Below are 16,247 nucleotides of genomic sequence, written 5' to 3' on the forward strand. Positions count from 1 at the left end.
GTACCATATTCTAACACATATTCCTGACGGATTTTTTCAGCCGGCAGTTGTTGGGCTTACGCACAGGCACAAAGCCTGCGCCAAGTTTATAGGCTAAGGCTGCACCAAAAATAAACCCGCGCGATTCTATTGAGACGACCTTATCAATGCGCCTGCCTTTGTAGAGGGCGGCAAGCATATCGACCGTTTCGCTAAACATTTTTTTTTCTTTCAGCACCGTTGTGATGTCTTTGAACATGATACCTTGCTTGGGGAAATCTGGCACCGTGCGAATTTTTTTCTCGAAGCGTTTGCTAAATGATTTGAGTTTTTTTTGCAATGCGCTATCCTGCTCGCGCAAAGCTTTTACATGTTTTTTTGGCATATCTTCTATTGTGATAGTTTTTTGTGATGCAGTATAATAAAAGTTTTACTTCTTGCGGTGTTATACAACTCACTAATGCCCTTGAACTACGAGCATTGATTCAGCATCGTACAAAACATTTTGCTAAGCTCAGACGGGGAACTTTTTTGTTTGTTCTTGCCTTGTTATTTTCATTACCGACCGACTGGTCAGTTTTGACCATCAGTTTTGTACTTTTACAATTCTAAAACTTTGAATTTTGAATTATGAACACGGCTTCAGAAACGATTAGGAAACCTGCGCGGCTCAATGTTGGCATGTGGCTAAAAGCACTCAAAGGTATTCCGCGTGTCTCAAAAGAAGAGTGGCAAGAGTTGGACCTTGTCTCTCGCTGGCTTATTGCCACACGCTCGGCAGTTTTGGTGATGACCTTCACTTCGGCAGCAATTGGTGGCTTGCTTGCCTACCGCGCTGGCAATTTTGATTGGCTCCTTTGGGGCTGCGTTGTACTTGGTCTGCTGCTCGCTCATGCCGCTAATAATCTCTTCAATGATTTAATTGATTATGTCAAGGGTGTCGACCGCGGTAATTATTTTCGTGCACAGTACGGTCCCCAACCTGTTGAACATGGCTTGATGACCGTGCGTGAGCAACTTATCTTTGCCACTGTTACACTTCTCTTAGCACTTCTTCCCGGTCTTTATCTCGTGAGCGTACGTGGCGAATTTGTGCTGCAGCTGTTGCTTATTGGTGTTGTCTTCGTCATCTTCTACACTTGGCCACTCAAATACATCGGTCTTGGTGAAATCACCGTGATTGTGGTTTGGGGACCGCTTATGATTGGTGGCGGCTATTATGTCATCACGGGCACATGGGATTGGAATGTGGTGATTGCCGGTTTGCCCTATGCGCTTGGTCCAACTTGCGTGCTTTTTGGGAAGCACATCGATAAATTAGACAGCGATAAATCAAAGCGTATCTATACGCTGCCTGTCATTCTTGGTGAGCGTAATGCGCGCTATGCCGTGCTGTTTATGGCAGTGTTGCAGTATGTTTCAATTGTCTATCTCGTTGTTACGGGCTTCTTTTCACCAGCGATGCTGCTTGTTTTTCTTTCACTTTCAACGCTACCGCTGGTGTGGAAATTCTATCGCGCGCCAAAGCCTTCCACTAAGCCTGATGACTATGATGCCAACATCTGGCCCCTGTGGTTCTCTGCCGTGATTTTCATGCACAATCGCCGCTTTGGTGGTCTTTTCCTTTTAGGCTTACTAATCGACATTTTGCTTAAAAAATTGCTTTAAGTGTTTAGGCTTCTTGTTTTATGCAATGCAAAAGCCCGACATCGCTGTCGGGCTTTGTTGGTTTTTTATTGTTTAATGAGACTGCGTTAGACTTGTTGTGTTGCTTTCTCTTTAGCTTCAAGTTCTTTGACCTTGAGCGCAGCTTTTCCTGTACGTTTGCGCAGGTAGAAGAGTTTTGCACGCCGTGCCTTACCACGCTTGAGCACCTCAATTTTTGCAATGGTTGGAGTATGCAGTGGGAAAATACGCTCAACACCCACACCGTGCGACATTTTGCGCACCGTAATAGTCTCTGACAGTCCTTCTCCTCTACGGCTAATCACGACGCCATCAAAGAGCTGAATGCGTTCTTTGTCGCCCTCGACGACGCGTACATGCACACGCACAGTGTCGCCGTAGCGAAAATCAGGAATGTCGTTCTTCAAAAATCCAGCTTCAACAAGTTTTATCTTTTGCATTGTTTGGTTGTCCTTTCGGTTTAAGTTCTAAAAATGGCTCTAAAGTGCACTGCAGTTGCATTTTAGATTTAACTTAGCAAGTCGGGTCGGCGCTGACGTGTGCGTTCTAATGCATTTTGCTCACGCCACTTTGCAATTTCTTTGTGATTACCTGAGAGCAAGACCTCAGGGACTTTCATGCCGCGAAATTCTGCAGGTCGTGTGTAATGTGCGCAGTCGAGCTTTCCATCTTGGAAGGAATCCAAGAGTGCGGATTCAGCATCGCCCAGCACATTTGGCAACAGCCGCACAATCGCATCCATGAGCATCAGTGCTGGCAATTCACCGCCCGAGAGCACCACATCACCAACTGAAATTTCACGTGTTACCAACGCTTCTCTGACACGCTCATCGACGCCTTTGTAATGTCCGCACAGCAAAATAAGATTGGTTTTGAGCGAAAGTTCGTTTGCAATTCTTTGCGAGAGCTGCTCACCGTCGGGCGTCAGGAAAATGACCTCGTCATAGCATCGCTCTGCTTTTAATTTTTCTACGATGCAAAAAATTGGTTCAGGCATCAAGATCATGCCCGAGCCACCGCCAAATGGGTGATCATCGACTTGCTGATAGTTGCCTTTACCGTAATCATGCAAATTGTGAATGAACACACTTGCTGCTTGCTTTTGCTGCGCGATCTTTAAGACCCCATGCTCAAGTGGGCTTGTAAAAAAACGCGGCATAACTGTGATCACATCAAATCGCATCATCGTAATTTTTCAATTTTGCGACACTTTCTACAAAAACTCTTCGAAGCGTTTGAGCACTACACGTTTTTCGGTCAGATTTACTTCTTCGATAAACTCATCAAGCGCTGGCACCAGCACACTTTTGTTGCCACACTGAATCTCGTACGCATCACAAGATGGCAGATTAACCACATCGTTTAGCGTTCCGATTAGCTTGCCGTTTGTGTCGTAGGCGATTAGCCCAACAAGTTCGTGAATATAGGCTTTGTCTTTACCGAGCTTGACAAGCTGCGTTTCATCAATGAAGAGAGACTGATTTCTCAGTTTTTCTGCTTCCTCGGGTGTCTCTACGCCTTTGAGCTTGAGCAATACAGCGTCTTGAATTAGCCTGGCGTGAGCTACCTCAATTGGTTTTGCGTCTTTTGCGCTTTTACCGATGTAGAGACGCTTACGCGACTTAAACTTTTCGGGAAAACTTGTCTCTATCTGCACTTTTACTTCACCTCTGACGCCATGCGGTTTTACGATGCGACCCACGATGAACAACTCCATAGGCTTATCTATCGGAAGGCGTTATGCCGCCAGACGCCAGACAGCTGTATTTGGCTTAAGATGCGGCAGCTTCTTTAGCTTTTGCTTCAGCTTCTTTTTTCTTTTTGCGTCGCAGGGCTTTCTTTTTCAGGTTACGCGCCAGTCGCTCATCGCGTTTTTTGCGCCACTTTTCCATTTCAGCAGCAATTTCTTCGGCGCTCTTACCCTTCTTTTCAAGGTAGAGTTTGAGCAGCAAGCCTGAGTTGCTTAGCACACTGCGTGCGGTCGTGGTAGCTGCGCCCCCACACTCAGCCAGTACGCAACACGGTCTTCTTTGAGCGTGATAGAATGCGGTTTTTTCTTAGGCTCATAGCGACCTAAGTCCTCGAGAAATGCACCATCGCGGCGTGCGCGTGCGTCTGTTGCAACCAATTGATAAATCGGCAGTTTTTTTCTGCCAATTCTACGCAAACGAATTTTGACCATTGCTTGAAAGAGTAAGTGCGGTTTGAAGTTTATCGTTGAAGCATTCGTCCAATCGGTAAGTTATCGAGCGAGAGTTTTCGTCCTGCAGATGCCATTTTGTTGATGGATTTTAGCATCTTTTTCATCTCATTGAACTGCTTGAGTAAGGCATTGACTTCTTGGACCGTTGTACCGCTGCCACGCGCAATGCGTGCTCGTCGGCTGCCGTTGATAATGTCGGGCTGTCGGCGCTCCTGCTTTGTCATAGAGCAAATGATGGCTTCGACTTTTTTGAGGTCTTTCTCGTTGATTTCATTAGCGGGCAGGAGTTTGTTCATGCCGGGAATCATGGATGCCAGATTTTGCAGCGATCCCATTTTTTTGATTTCTTGAATCTGTGCGTAGAAATCTTCCAAATTGAAGTCGTTCTCGAGCAGTTTCTTTTGCAGCTCTTGACTTTTTTTAAGGTCAAGTCTTTCTTGCGCTTTCTCGACGAAGCTGACAATGTCACCCATTCCGAGAATGCGCTGCGCCATGCGGTCGGGATAGAAAATGTCGAGATCTTCTAATTTTTCGCCCTGACTAATGAACTTGATGGGCTTTTGCACGACACTTTTGATAGAGAGCGCCGCACCGCCGCGCGTGTCGCCATCCATTTTCGTCAGCACGACACCGTCGAAATCCAACCGCTCATTGAAGGCTTTTGCGGTATTGACCGCTTCCTGACCCATCATCGCATCCACGACGAAGAGAATTTCTTCAGGATTCAATGCCTTTTTGATGTCTTCGGCTTCTTTCATCATCTCTTCATCGATTTGCAGACGTCCTGCCGTATCAATGATGGCAATGTCGCGGGCATTTTTGCGTGCGTACTCTACGCCTTCTTTTGCAACTTTGACCGCATTTTTTTCTTCTTCGAGCGCAAAGACTGGCACATCGATTTGTGCCCCCAGAGTTTTGAGCTGCTCAATTGCTGCCGGGCGATAGATGTCAGCGGCGACAAGCAGCGGGTTGCGTCCTTTCTTTTTGAGTAGCAGTGCAAGTTTGCCTGAAAAGGTCGTTTTACCTGAGCCCTGCAAGCCTGCAACCATGATGACCGCTGGAATGCGCGTGGTCTTGAGATTGAGCTCAGCTTGTGTGCCGCCCATCAGCGCCGTGAGTTCATCATAGACGATTTTGACAATCATCTGCCCCGGCTGCACGCTCTTGATTACGTCTTGACCGAGCGCCTTTTTGCGAACATCTTCAACGAACTGCTTTACGACAGCGTAGTTGACATCAGCATCCAGCAAAGCGCGCTTGATATCACGCATAGCGTTGCCGATGTTAACTTCATTGATGCGCGCTTGCCCAGAAAGTTTACGCAGTGCGCTATCTATTTTATCGCTCAGCGCTTCGAACATTACTTAACCGTGCGTTTTTGGAACCGTGCGTTTTGGTCGATTCTTCTTTAGTTGCTCTAGAAAAATAAAAGTCCGCAAAAACTGCGGACGGTAAAGTTAAGCAAACATTTAGAAGTTTGCAACGCCTCTATCGCGTGCATGCATCAACCCAGACTTCTCCGTCAGCGAAGACTTCCTTTTCCAAATTGGCACGGTGGATTTAACCGCATCGATAATGAATTTACAAGCTGCAAACGCTTCTTTACGATGCGGCGAGCTGACTGCAATTGCAACGGCATCATCACCGATTTCTAATCGCCCAACGCGATGCACCATTGCAATTTTTCTCACAGGGTAGAGCTGCTTTACCGATGCTGCAATCTCACGCATTTTTTTGAGTGCCATGGATTCATAGGCTTCGTACTCGAGCCATAAGACATTTTCTTTGCCGCCTGAATGATTACGCACTGTGCCTACAAACAGCGCAAGTCCGCCGCACTCTGGCGCTCGCACAGCCTCTAAAACCTCTTGAATTGAGATAGGCTCGCTCATCAGACGCAAGAGCACAAGACTATCTGTTACAGTAACAAGTTGACTCATTGCGTAAAGAAAGTTTAGTTAAAATGATTATCATCGTTTGCTTTTCAGGCTTTGACCTTTTGTGCTTCTGTCTCTTTGAGTGTAGGGTCAGGCGCTATGATGCTTTCTGGTAACTCCATGATGAACTCGGCATATTCACCTTCTTGCGATTCTACCCAAATTTTTCCATTGTATGCCTGAATAATATCCCGACTGATTGATAAGCCCAAACCAATTCCATCCGTTCCTGATTTCGTCGTAAAGAAGGATTGAAAAATTTTCTCTTTGAGATGCACTGGCAAGCCAAGCCCATTGTCGCGGATGCAAATTCGCACCTTGCCCGGCAAATTACGTGTTGCCACAGTTACTTCAGCAATAAACTCTGCGCTAGGCTCTGTGTCAGCTATCATTTTCTTTTTTTCATAGACGGAATAAAATGCATTCTGTGTGATATTGAGAAAGACACGGCTGAAATCTTGCGGTGCGATGCGCACTTTTGGCAGCGTCTCGTCAAAATCGTACTTGAGTCTGACATTAAAACTTAAATCTTTCATCTTGTAGCTGTGGTAGCACAGTTGCACATATTCTTTGAGCAAAGCATTAAGGTCGGTTTCAATGCGTTCGCCTGAACTGCTGCGGCTATGTTCGAGAATTGACCTTACGATGCGCAAGGCGCGGACGGTATGATACTCAATGCGCTCCAATTTATCTCTCAGGCTTTTTATGGTTTGATTTGCACGCTCCTTCGATGGTGTCTCTTGATTCAAGAGTTGCATCAGTTGTTCGCAGTGCTCAATAGCTAGAGCGACAAAACTGCTGATGAAGTTCAGTGGGTTTCGAATTTCGTGCGAGATACCTGCTGCCATTTCACCCAGCGCAGCCAGTTTTTCTTGTTGAACAAGTTGTTGCTGTGTCTCTTTGAGATTTTTGAACGCCGTTTCAAGTTTCTTGTGCTGCATTTCAATGAGTGCATTTTTGACACTCAGTTCTTCATTCTTCTCTTGCAAGATGCGTTTGGCTTGAATAGAGACACGGTAACGCCAGTAGAGCAAGGCAGAAATGATGAGCACGAGTAAAATGAGCACAACAAGCTGATTGCGAATCATGGTTTGCGCATCTTTTTCTTGTCGAAGCTGCTCGATTTCTTTTTCGCGTAGCCCAATCTGATAATTCACTTCTCGGCTTAGGATTTGATTCTGCACGGCTTGCGATTGCAAGCTATCTTTGAGTGCCGCGTATTTTTTGAAGAAGTGATGTGTGTTTGCAAAATTCCCTTTGGCTTCATAGAGCTTGGAAAGTGTCAGAAAACCCTCTTCCAGCGCTTTTGCATCTTTTACCTGCTCAGCAAGTTCAATCGCCTTTTGTGCATATGTGATGCCAACATCGTCAGTTTTTCATCTTGAGATGTACGAGTGCCTGCGCATTATAGACACGTGGAAAGTAGCGCTTTTCATTTGAGTTTAATGCCGACTCCAACATCCTCATGGCAGAATCATATTTTGCAGCAGCAATGTAGAGTTTGCCGAGTTGCAACTGATTGTAGGTTAGATCTATGCCCTCTTTTTGGCGGAGAGCTAAGGCTTGATGGGCTACAGCAAGCGCATGATCATATTCACCTTTTCGGCTATACACATCGGCTTGATAGCTCATTGTGGCTGCCAGTCCTTCGTTGTCTTGAAGTTCAAGCCAGACTTTTGCAGCTTTTTCTCGGTATTCCAGCGCCTTCTCAAGTTGATTTTGGTTTTCAAATACCCACGCAATGTTGTTGAGCGACCATCCTTTGCCGCGCTTGTCACCAATTTTTTCACGCAGTTCCAGCGCTTTAAGATGCCACGCTAAGGCACGGTCGTTATCACCTTGATAGTTTGAGATGTTGCCCATACTGTGATAGCACCACGCCAGTGCTGTGTCATCTTCAATTTGTCTGCTCAGTTCCATATCGCGCAACCTCACCTCGAGGGATTTAGCATACTCGCCTTTTATTTCATACATGTAGGCAATTGTGTTGAGGGCTTTTTCAAGTCCACGAGTGTAGTTTATAGATTCGGCAAGCGTTTGTGCCTGCAGTGCATATACAAGCGCCGTATCAGGCATAGTACGCCAGTAGGCACGCGCTAATGCATTGAGCGCATCAACCTTTTTAACACCGCTTTGAGAGCCAACTTCCTTGCGCAAGCTATCGACAATGACTGCTGGTTGCGCAAGCATCTCGTCTACGCTGAAGAGCATTGCGCTTGCCCACAGTATTGCTGCAGCGGCATTCAGGAAGTTTTTTACTTGCATTGATAACGGTTTAGACTTACCCGCCGCACACCGGGGGAATAATTGCAATTTCATCGCTTTCACGCAAGACTTGCGTGGGCTGCGCATACTCTTCGTTGATGGCTACTTGCAGCGACTTGAGTTCTCTAAAGCGCGGATAAACTGCTTTCAGCGCCTCTATCAAATCCTGTGCGGTTGCCCCTTCAGGCATTACAAAATCTAAATAGCTTTTTCCAGTGATATCGCGCCCTATAGCAAAAAAATGAATGTGCAGTGTCATCCCTTGTTTTGTTTAAAGCCCCAAAAAAGCATCTAAAACTAAAAAATTTTTTCTAAAACGGTTTGCACGCACTTTAAGTTTGAATTACTTAGGTTTGCAAACAACAAAACCACTTTGGAGCATGCACGAAAGCGCGGTTTTCTTGCCTATTCACTCAAGCTCGAATGTAGCTTATCCATCCAAGCTTATTGACAATCATGGGCGACCGATTACTTATGCGCGCCTGTCCGTTACAGACCGCTGCAACTTGCGCTGTCTATACTGTATGCCCGCTGAAGGTATTGATTTTCTTCCACACAGCGATGTGCTTTCCTTTGATGAACTCTTGCGTTTGGCACGACTCTTTGCCTTGCTTGGCATTAGCAAACTGCGCATTACAGGTGGCGAACCTTTCGTGCGCAATGGTTTGATAGAATTTCTTGAACGTCTTGCTGCCATAGATGGCATTGAGGAAATTAACATCACCACCAATGGCGTGCTTACCGCACCGTTTGTCAAAGACCTCAAACGCATTGGGATTTCATCAGTCAATCTTAGTCTCGATACGCTCGATCGAGAGCGCTTTAAAGCCATCACACGCCGCGATGAATTTGATGCCGTGATGAACACCTTTCATGCCTTGCTCGAACATGGTATTGCTACCAAGATCAATACCGTTGTTACAGAAGGCGTCAATACCCATGACATTGTGCCGCTTGCGCTGCTTTCTCGTGATTACCCTGTCTCTGTCCGCTTCATTGAAGAAATGCCCTTCAATGGCTCCGGTCAGCATAAGCCGGTCCTGACTTGGAACTACACCAAAATTCTGGCTGTGCTCAAAGAAGCCTTCCCCAACATGATCAAACTCCAAGACGGGCCTTTTTCGACATCAATGAACTATGCGATTGAAGGGCACTTAGGCACCGTCGGCGTCATTGCGGCTTACTCACGCACGTTTTGTGGCACCTGCAACCGCATTCGGCTTACCCCTAAGGGCGAGATTCACACCTGCCTTTATGATAATCGTGGCTATGATGTTAAAACACCGATGCGACATGGCGCCAGTGACTCTGAACTGGAAGCCTTGATTCGCCGATGTGTCAGTGAGCGTTACAAAGATGGCTTTGAAGCCGAAGCCAATCGCATCGGACACTTGCCCGTCACAGAATCTATGTCTACTATCGGCGGTTAATCTCAATCAAACATTTTTCCATCACAGGAATTTGCATGCATGAGCACACCTAGCACGACTTTTCGCCTCAACATTCGCTTCGACCGCAATGAATGGAATGGTGCATTTGGCGACATTGGCACAGACTTGCCACTCCTTGCTGGCATGATACTTACAGCTCAACTTGACACGGCGAGCGTGCTTATCCTGTTTGGCACAGCGCAACTTCTTACAGGATTTTTCTATCGCCTACCCATGCCTGTCCAGCCCCTTAAAGCGATGGCAGCGCTTGTGATCTCGCAGAACCTCAGTGGCAACATTCTTTTTGGTGGTGGGCTTGCCATTGGCATCTTGATGAGCATCCTTGCACTGTCAGGCGCCCTGGAGTGGATTGCTAAATGGACGCCGCTGCCTGTGGTACGCGGTTTGCAACTTGGCTTAGCAATCCAACTTGCATTGCTTGCGCTCAAAGATTATGCCATGCGCGAAGGACTTCTTGGCTACACACTTGCCCTGATTGCCTTCTTGATCATTCTTGCTTCTTATGTTCTTCAGCGCCCTTCTTATCCTGCTGCACTATTTGTGATTTTTCTTGGCGCTTGCTACGCCTTCTTCTTTGCACCAGAGCCTCACCGCATTCCAATAGATAGCTTAACAATTTCACTACATAGTCCTGCCTTACACCAACCTCTGCTTGAGGATATCACACAAGGATTTTTGCTTCTTGCTCTGCCGCAGATTGCACTTTCTATTGGCAACTCAATTCTGGCTACAGCTCGCATCGCACAAGACCTCTTTCCTGAACGCGCCCCTCGTGTCAAAAAAATTGGTCTGACTTATGCTATCATGAATTTGATTGCGCCATTTTTTTCTGGTGCGCCTGTTTGTCATGGTGCAGGCGGTTTAGCGGGGCATTATGCGTTTGGCGCACGCACTGGCGGCTCGGTTATCATCTATGGTGCGTTTTATCTTGTGCTGGGTATTTTCTTTTCTAGCAGTTTTGATGTCTTACTTAAAGCTTTTCCGTTGCCTGTTTTGGGCGTGCTCCTACTCTTTGAAGCCCTTGCCTTGTTTCGGCTTGCATTCAGTGCCTCCACGGCTGCATCATTGCGCGACCTTACAGCAATAGGATTAACCGCCTTTCTTGCCATTGGGCTACCCTACGGCTTTTTGCTTGCTTTGGTAGTCGGCACACTGTTTTTTATCTCTCTAAGCCCGGCTCCGATACTAGCCTCAAGTGAGGCGTCTTAGCAGAGCAGTTGTATTGCTTTCTCTTTTGCACTATCTTACACCAGTTTCTATTTTCCAGTTTCTTTTTCAGTTTGTTCGGGCTCATAGCCTTTCTTATTGCAATTCATTTTTATCAAACTCTATCAACTAAACCAACACAACAATGAAGGGTCGTGTACTTTTTCTCATATCCGTGTTTCTTTTGTCAGCGCAAGTCGTTTTTGCGCAAGAAAAGCCTTTCTACTACTACCATGGCAAAAAAATTGAGCTAAAGCCTTCGGTATCTGAAGTTTATGTCAAGTTTAGAAAAAATCTCCAAGCGGCTCGGAAGATGGATGCGCTGCGAAACATGCGCCAGCTTACTTTAGCCAAAGATCAATCTCCACTTCTGCAAGCGCTGCGCTATGAACTTGCTCCAAGTGAGCGCAACGAATCTGGCATGAAAAAGCTCTTAGCAGAGCTCAGAGCAAAGCCAGATGTCGAAGCTGCATTTCCAGCTTATATCAGCGAGCTTGGCGATACGCTCTATGTTACGAACGAAGTAATTTACATGCCGAAAGTCAAGGGCGATTCTCGCTTGCAAGGCATGCATGCAGAGCACAGTGCTACAGTTGTGGAAACTTTTGATATGGGACCGAACAAAGAGCAAGTACTGGTTCAACTTGCCGATGGAGTTGATCCGATTGTTGCTGCTCAAAGAATGGTGGAGAGTGGTTTGGTGGAGTTTGCCCAGCCTAATTTCATGACCATCTGCCACACGCATCAAAGCGCTGAGAAGTTCACCCCTCCCACCCAGCCTGCGCCAGACCCCGATGAAGAGCGCGCCAGAGAAATCTTGAAAATTGTGCGTGAAGCCAAAAATCCGATGCGCGCAGCACTTCCTATCGGACCCATTCGCCTGTACTTGACCCCCAATGATCCTCTTTTTACCCAGCAATGGTTTTTACAAAACACGGGACAGACCATCGGTGGACAAGTTGGGGTGATTGGCGCAGATATCAGCACCGTGAGTGCGTGGGATATTACCACAGGCTCTTCTACAGTTGTAGTTTCCGTATGGGATTCAGGATATGATCTTGCTCACCCTGAACTTGCAGGTCAAATCGTTAGCAGTTACGATGCCGCAGGTACGGATGGCAACACAGGTTTTGGTGGTCCTGCTGTACCAACTAACCCCGGGGCAGCAAATGAAAACCACGGGACACCATGCGCAGGTCTCATTGCGGCACTCACTAACAATAACGCCAGTGTTGCTAGCGTAGGATACAATGTTCGTCTTCATCTTGTTCGAAACGGCTTTAACTTTACTTCGACTGGTTCCTTTAGCACGACTGATGCCGTTATCGCGCGCTGTGCTGTAGCCACTGTTAACGTGGCTGGTCTAGTTGCGGTGAGCCAAAGTTGGGGCGGTGGCAGCGCCAATGCCTCGTGGGAAGCCAGTTTTGCCAGTGTGAGAACGAACGCTCGTTCTGGACTCGGTGCGGTCATGCTCTTCTCAGCTGGCAACGCTGGAACCAATGTTGTCGGATACCCTGCTCGTGCAGCTAACATCATTGCTGTGGGCGCCACAGACAACAGCGATCGCAAAGCCGGGTTTTCTCAATTTGGCGATTCTCTTGATGTGGTTGCCCCCGGCGTCAATACCCTTACCCTTGATCGTTCAGGTACAGCTGGCTATACTAGTGGAAATGAAACTTTCTTTGGTGGCACTTCTGCCGCATGTCCAGTTGCCGCTGGTGTCGTGGCTTTAGCGGCATCGGTCAATACTTCTCTTACAGGTGGCCAGCTCGAGGAAATTTTGCAGCGCTCTTGTGATAAAACTGGAAACTATCTCTACGGCACTGCTACAGGGCGAACACTCGGTCCATGGAATAATCAAATGGGCTACGGCAGAGTTAATGCCAGACGTGCCGTCCAAATCGCACAAGGCAATCCAACCCTAACCATTACGAACCCAATTCCCGGTAGCGCATGGCAAACAGGTCAGCCTGCTACAATTACTTGGTTTGTTAGCTCTGGCACCATCACGACCAATATCACAATTGAGCTCTATAAAGGTGGCGTATTTAACTCCACGATTTCATCGAGCGCGCCTAACACTGGCACTTTTAGCTACACCCCTCCTCTTGCACTTGCTGATGGGAATGATTATCAAATCCGCCTTACCGCTAATTCAGGTACAGTTATAGAGTTCAGTTCATTCTTTGAAATTTCTGCTTCTCCTTCCTCACCATTTGTCTACACACCCAGTAACACCTTTAACTTGAATACAGGTTATACAGACTTAGGCACAAACGGCACAGTGATTACTACCAGTAACTTTGATGATGCAAACTCTGCACCTGTAAATATCGGCTTCAATTTCGACTACAATGGCAGAGTGTATAACCAATTTATTTTGAATACTAATGGCTTTATTAAACTTGGCAATACCCAGCCTTCCTCTGCCGCTCTCTTCATCTCAAATCCACAAGACCAAACTGGTACAGGTGGTGCTATTGCCAGTACGAACCCTGCAGATACTGATATTCTCTCTATTTTCAATCATGACCTACAAGCGGGGACTTCAACTCCTGAGTACCGTGTTCATACCACTGGAACTGCACCGAATCGCATCTGCACGATTCAGTTCAAAAATGTGCGTGAAAAACAAACTCCGCCCGGTATCCAGTTCAACAATATGAACTTCCAAATTCGCTTGCACGAGAACGGCATGATCGAGTTTGTGTATGGTACCTTCACGCAAAGCACAGCAACAGATGCGTTCAGAACGTTTGGTGTAGGCATTAAGGGGCTTTCGACTAGCGCCACCCAACTGGTTACTTTCCAGAAAGGCTCTACCACGGCGTGGAGCGCCGTTAACGCTGGAAGTGGCGCAAATGTTACCTTTAATGTCCGCCGCACTGTGGGACCAGATGTTGGACGCACGTTCCGCTTTGTACCTTCTCGTCCTGCCACACAGCTTGCTATCATCAACCCGCTTGCTCCAACAGTCAATAAAATTTTCGCGGTCGTCGCTGAAACCCGCGATGCCTTTAACTTGCCTCAGCCTACATCAGGCGGTACGGTGACACTTGCACTAACCAATGGTTCTGGCACGCTAAGCGGCAACTTAACTACAACAGTTAATCCCGGTCAAACACGCATTATCTTTAGAAACTTGACGTATAATGTGGCACAATCGGGGGTGCAGGTTCAAGCCTCTGGCCTTTCTCTTACGCCCGGGTCTGCAACGTTTACCGTCTCAGCCCTGCCCCCTGAACTGCTTTACGACAGCGGACCTCTTGTTACCAATCCTGCCGAAGGCGTTAACTTTGCCGACGCCAGCAGTATCAGCACTGGCCTTAGCTCGTTTGGCTTTCAACACTCTATTTCTTCAGGATTCAGAGTTGCCGCTCCAATTACTGTGCCACCCGGTCAAGGTTGGAGAGTTGATTCTCTTATCTTCTTTGCTTATCAAACTGGTTCTACCACGACCTCTACCATCAATAATGTAAATTTGAGAATTTGGCGAGGCACACCCGGTGCTTCCGGCAGTGAAGTCATCTTCGGCAATACTACAACCAACCGTCTTGCTCAAACGCGATTCTCGGGCATCTATCGTGTTACCTCATCGACACTCACCAACACCGATCGCCCTATCATGATTCAGAGAGTGCTTCCAAGCACTTCTGCTACGTTAGTTTTAGGTCCAGGCACCTATTGGCTCGACTGGCAAACTGGCGGTACTTTAGCCTCCGGTCCGTGGGTTCCACCAATTAGCATTGAGGGTCAGCCTTCAACTGGCAACGCACGCCAATTCGATGGCACAACATGGGCAGATTTGTTAGATAACGGATTTCCCCAGGGCTTACCTTTCCAAGTGTATGGTCAAGTTATCCCCGGCACATCGGTCACAACTGTAACTCAAATCGCTTCTATACCCACTGGTAACCCTACCGTTTTTGATTTTCCCGACCTCAACTTCACCTTCATCGGTGATGTCACCACATCGGGCACTTTGACCGTGAACTACTACCTTGGACCGCCGATTGCAAGCACGCCTCCAGCAAACATTCTTCGCGTGAGTTCCTACTACTGGGATGTTACAAACACAGGGGTCGTCTTTACGAATGGTCGCGTGCGTTCTAATATTTCCAGATTGTTAGGCGTTGTCAATCCACCCACACTGCGATGGCTACGCCGCGCCAATAGCACGCAGCCTTGGTCTGATCTTGGTGCTGCGATTATCTCTGGTAACCTTGAAAGCACATCTCTCTTTAATTCCTTCTCGGAGTTCTCCATCGGCAGTGAGACCTTGGACAATCCACTTCCTGTTGAACTGGTGTCTTTCACTGGTGCTGCGACATCACAAGGTGTACGGCTGCAATGGCAAACTGCCTCTGAACTCAACAATGCTGGCTTTATGGTGATGCGCACTACCGTCTCACCGAGTGGCGAGACACTCACACCAGCTTCCACTATTGCATCGTATCAATTTTCTAACGAACTGCGTGGTAAAGGTACAGTTACATCCGCCACAGAATATGCTTTCCTCGATAAAAACGTGGAAGCTGGACAGACTTACCGCTATCAATTGCGTTCAGTGGATTTGGACGGTACGATTCATGACTATCCTCAGGTCGTAACGGTAGAAGTGCGTGAAGTTCCGCAGGCAAAAGTCTATGAGTATGCACTGGAGCAAAACTATCCTAATCCATTTAACCCCAGCACCATCATCCGCTTTACGATGAAAGAAGCTGGTACAGCGACACTTGTGATTACAGACATCTTAGGCAGAACGATTTTAACGGAAACCATTCAAGCGCGCACTGGTGAAAATCAATATCGATTTGTTGCTAGTAACTTAGGCACGGGACTTTACTTCTACACGCTGCGTGCGCCCGGTTTCCAACAGACGCGCAAGATGATGCTAGTGAAGTAATCAGCATCGCTTATTGATGCAAAAGGCGTTTCCAGAGGAAACGCCTTTTCTTTTTTAGCTTTTTTCGAACAAAAAAGCCGCTTTGCATCGCGGCTTTTTGCTTTTGATTTTGGATACCTTAGTTGACTTTCTCGGTAACTTCTTGACCGATGAGCTTGCGTCCCCAGTGCAGCCAAACGCGTACCGTTGAGAGCGGCTGTCCAATCACTTGTGCAATTTCTGCATGGGACAAGCCAATGATATCGGCAAGTAGCACTGTAAGTTTAAAGTCAGCAGCCATGGTTACGAGCACACGCGCTACATCTTTGTCGTCAACTACTACACTGCTATCTTGCTCAATAGTCGCTTCTTGTCCGAACGATCGCAGATACACATTGCGAAAGGCTTTGAAGAGTTCAACAGATGTTGCACTGTTGCCACCTTCAAGGTAAGTTTGACTTACGAGCATACCTGATGTTGCTTCGTCGCCACTCATCCAATAAGCCAGATTGTAGACATCATCAATCCTTTCTAACATCGCTAGGTAGGACGCTCCAGGTTGGTGATTCATATCGTTCTCCTTGCGTTAGTTTGAAGTTATTGTTACACATTTGCAGTCAATATAGTGCTGTACG

At 47.1% G+C, this 16,247-nt stretch carries 14 protein-coding genes and 2 pseudogenes; 5 read left to right on the forward strand and 11 right to left on the reverse strand.

The annotated features are described in order from the left end of the window. Positions 1 to 10: 10 nt before the first annotated feature. Positions 11 to 364, reverse strand: a complete 354-nt coding sequence (locus CMR00_08520) for a hypothetical protein (GenBank protein ID PIO47729.1) — start codon at positions 362 to 364, stop codon at positions 11 to 13. Positions 365 to 609: 245 nt separating this feature from the next. Between CMR00_08520 and CMR00_08525 the strand changes: the two genes are divergently transcribed. Then, complete coding sequence (locus tag CMR00_08525; GenBank protein ID PIO47730.1) at positions 610 to 1,647, forward strand: prenyltransferase; 1,038 nt, start codon at positions 610 to 612, stop codon at positions 1,645 to 1,647. Between the two features lie 86 nt (positions 1,648 to 1,733). Here the strand turns inward: CMR00_08525 and CMR00_08530 are convergent, their stop codons facing one another. From CMR00_08530 to CMR00_08560, 7 genes and pseudogenes are all read right to left on the reverse strand, one after another. Beyond that, positions 1,734 to 2,105 (reverse strand): 50S ribosomal protein L19, encoded by a 372-nt coding sequence (locus CMR00_08530; GenBank protein ID PIO47731.1) that lies wholly within the window; start codon positions 2,103 to 2,105, stop codon positions 1,734 to 1,736. Positions 2,106 to 2,173: 68 nt separating this feature from the next. Then, positions 2,174 to 2,848, reverse strand: coding sequence for a tRNA (guanosine(37)-N1)-methyltransferase TrmD (locus tag CMR00_08535; GenBank protein PIO47763.1), 675 nt, complete (start codon positions 2,846 to 2,848; stop codon positions 2,174 to 2,176). Positions 2,849 to 2,878: 30 nt separating this feature from the next. Beyond that, complete coding sequence (gene rimM / locus CMR00_08540) at positions 2,879 to 3,382, reverse strand: 16S rRNA processing protein RimM (protein PIO47732.1); 504 nt, start codon at positions 3,380 to 3,382, stop codon at positions 2,879 to 2,881. Between the two features lie 55 nt (positions 3,383 to 3,437). Continuing rightward, positions 3,438 to 3,847: pseudogene (locus CMR00_08545) on the reverse strand (30S ribosomal protein S16). 29 nt (positions 3,848 to 3,876) lie between these two features. Further along, entirely contained in the window at positions 3,877 to 5,229 is a 1,353-nt protein-coding gene (locus tag CMR00_08550) for a signal recognition particle protein (protein ID PIO47733.1), read from the reverse strand. Positions 5,230 to 5,356: 127 nt separating this feature from the next. After that, positions 5,357 to 5,808: pseudogene (locus CMR00_08555) on the reverse strand (molybdenum cofactor biosynthesis protein MoaE). 44 nt (positions 5,809 to 5,852) lie between these two features. Further along, positions 5,853 to 6,962: a two-component sensor histidine kinase gene (locus CMR00_08560; protein ID PIO47734.1), complete on the reverse strand. Its 1,110-nt coding sequence runs from the start codon at positions 6,960 to 6,962 to the stop codon at positions 5,853 to 5,855. 15 nt (positions 6,963 to 6,977) lie between these two features. Here CMR00_08560 and CMR00_08565 point away from each other — a divergent pair, with 15 nt between their 5' ends. After that, on the forward strand, positions 6,978 to 7,190 hold the full coding sequence (locus tag CMR00_08565; protein PIO47735.1) for a hypothetical protein: 213 nt from the start codon (positions 6,978 to 6,980) through the stop codon (positions 7,188 to 7,190). On the opposite strand, the gene CMR00_08570 is transcribed toward CMR00_08565, so the two are convergent. Both CMR00_08570 and CMR00_08575 read right to left on the reverse strand, forming a co-directional pair. After that, positions 7,174 to 8,157, reverse strand: coding sequence for a hypothetical protein (locus CMR00_08570; GenBank protein PIO47736.1), 984 nt, complete (start codon positions 8,155 to 8,157; stop codon positions 7,174 to 7,176). The two genes, CMR00_08565 and CMR00_08570, sit on opposite strands and share 17 nt — an antisense overlap. Further along, positions 8,087 to 8,329, reverse strand: coding sequence for a molybdopterin synthase sulfur carrier subunit (locus CMR00_08575; GenBank protein ID PIO47737.1), 243 nt, complete (start codon positions 8,327 to 8,329; stop codon positions 8,087 to 8,089). Before CMR00_08575 ends, CMR00_08570 begins: the two co-directional genes overlap by 71 nt. A 121-nt stretch (positions 8,330 to 8,450) precedes the next feature. On the opposite strand from CMR00_08575, the gene moaA reads away from it, so the two are divergent. The 3 genes from moaA (at position 8,451) to CMR00_08590 (ending at position 15,633) form a co-directional block, all read left to right on the forward strand. Next, a complete protein-coding gene (gene moaA, locus CMR00_08580) occupies positions 8,451 to 9,500 on the forward strand; it encodes a GTP 3',8-cyclase MoaA (protein PIO47738.1) in 1,050 nt (349 codons plus the stop codon). Between the two features lie 39 nt (positions 9,501 to 9,539). Continuing rightward, positions 9,540 to 10,730, forward strand: a complete 1,191-nt coding sequence (locus tag CMR00_08585) for a transporter (protein PIO47739.1) — start codon at positions 9,540 to 9,542, stop codon at positions 10,728 to 10,730. 142 nt (positions 10,731 to 10,872) lie between these two features. Beyond that, a complete protein-coding gene (locus CMR00_08590) occupies positions 10,873 to 15,633 on the forward strand; it encodes a hypothetical protein (GenBank protein ID PIO47740.1) in 4,761 nt (1,586 codons plus the stop codon). Between the two features lie 118 nt (positions 15,634 to 15,751). Here the strand turns inward: CMR00_08590 and CMR00_08595 are convergent, their stop codons facing one another. Further along, positions 15,752 to 16,183 (reverse strand): RNA polymerase subunit sigma-24, encoded by a 432-nt coding sequence (locus CMR00_08595; GenBank protein ID PIO47741.1) that lies wholly within the window; start codon positions 16,181 to 16,183, stop codon positions 15,752 to 15,754. Between the last annotated feature and the right edge of the window lie 64 nt (positions 16,184 to 16,247).

The sequence above is a fragment of the [Chlorobium] sp. 445 genome (genome assembly GCA_002763895.1).
In the GTDB taxonomy this organism is placed as follows: Bacteria; Bacteroidota; Chlorobiia; order Chlorobiales; family Thermochlorobacteraceae; genus Thermochlorobacter.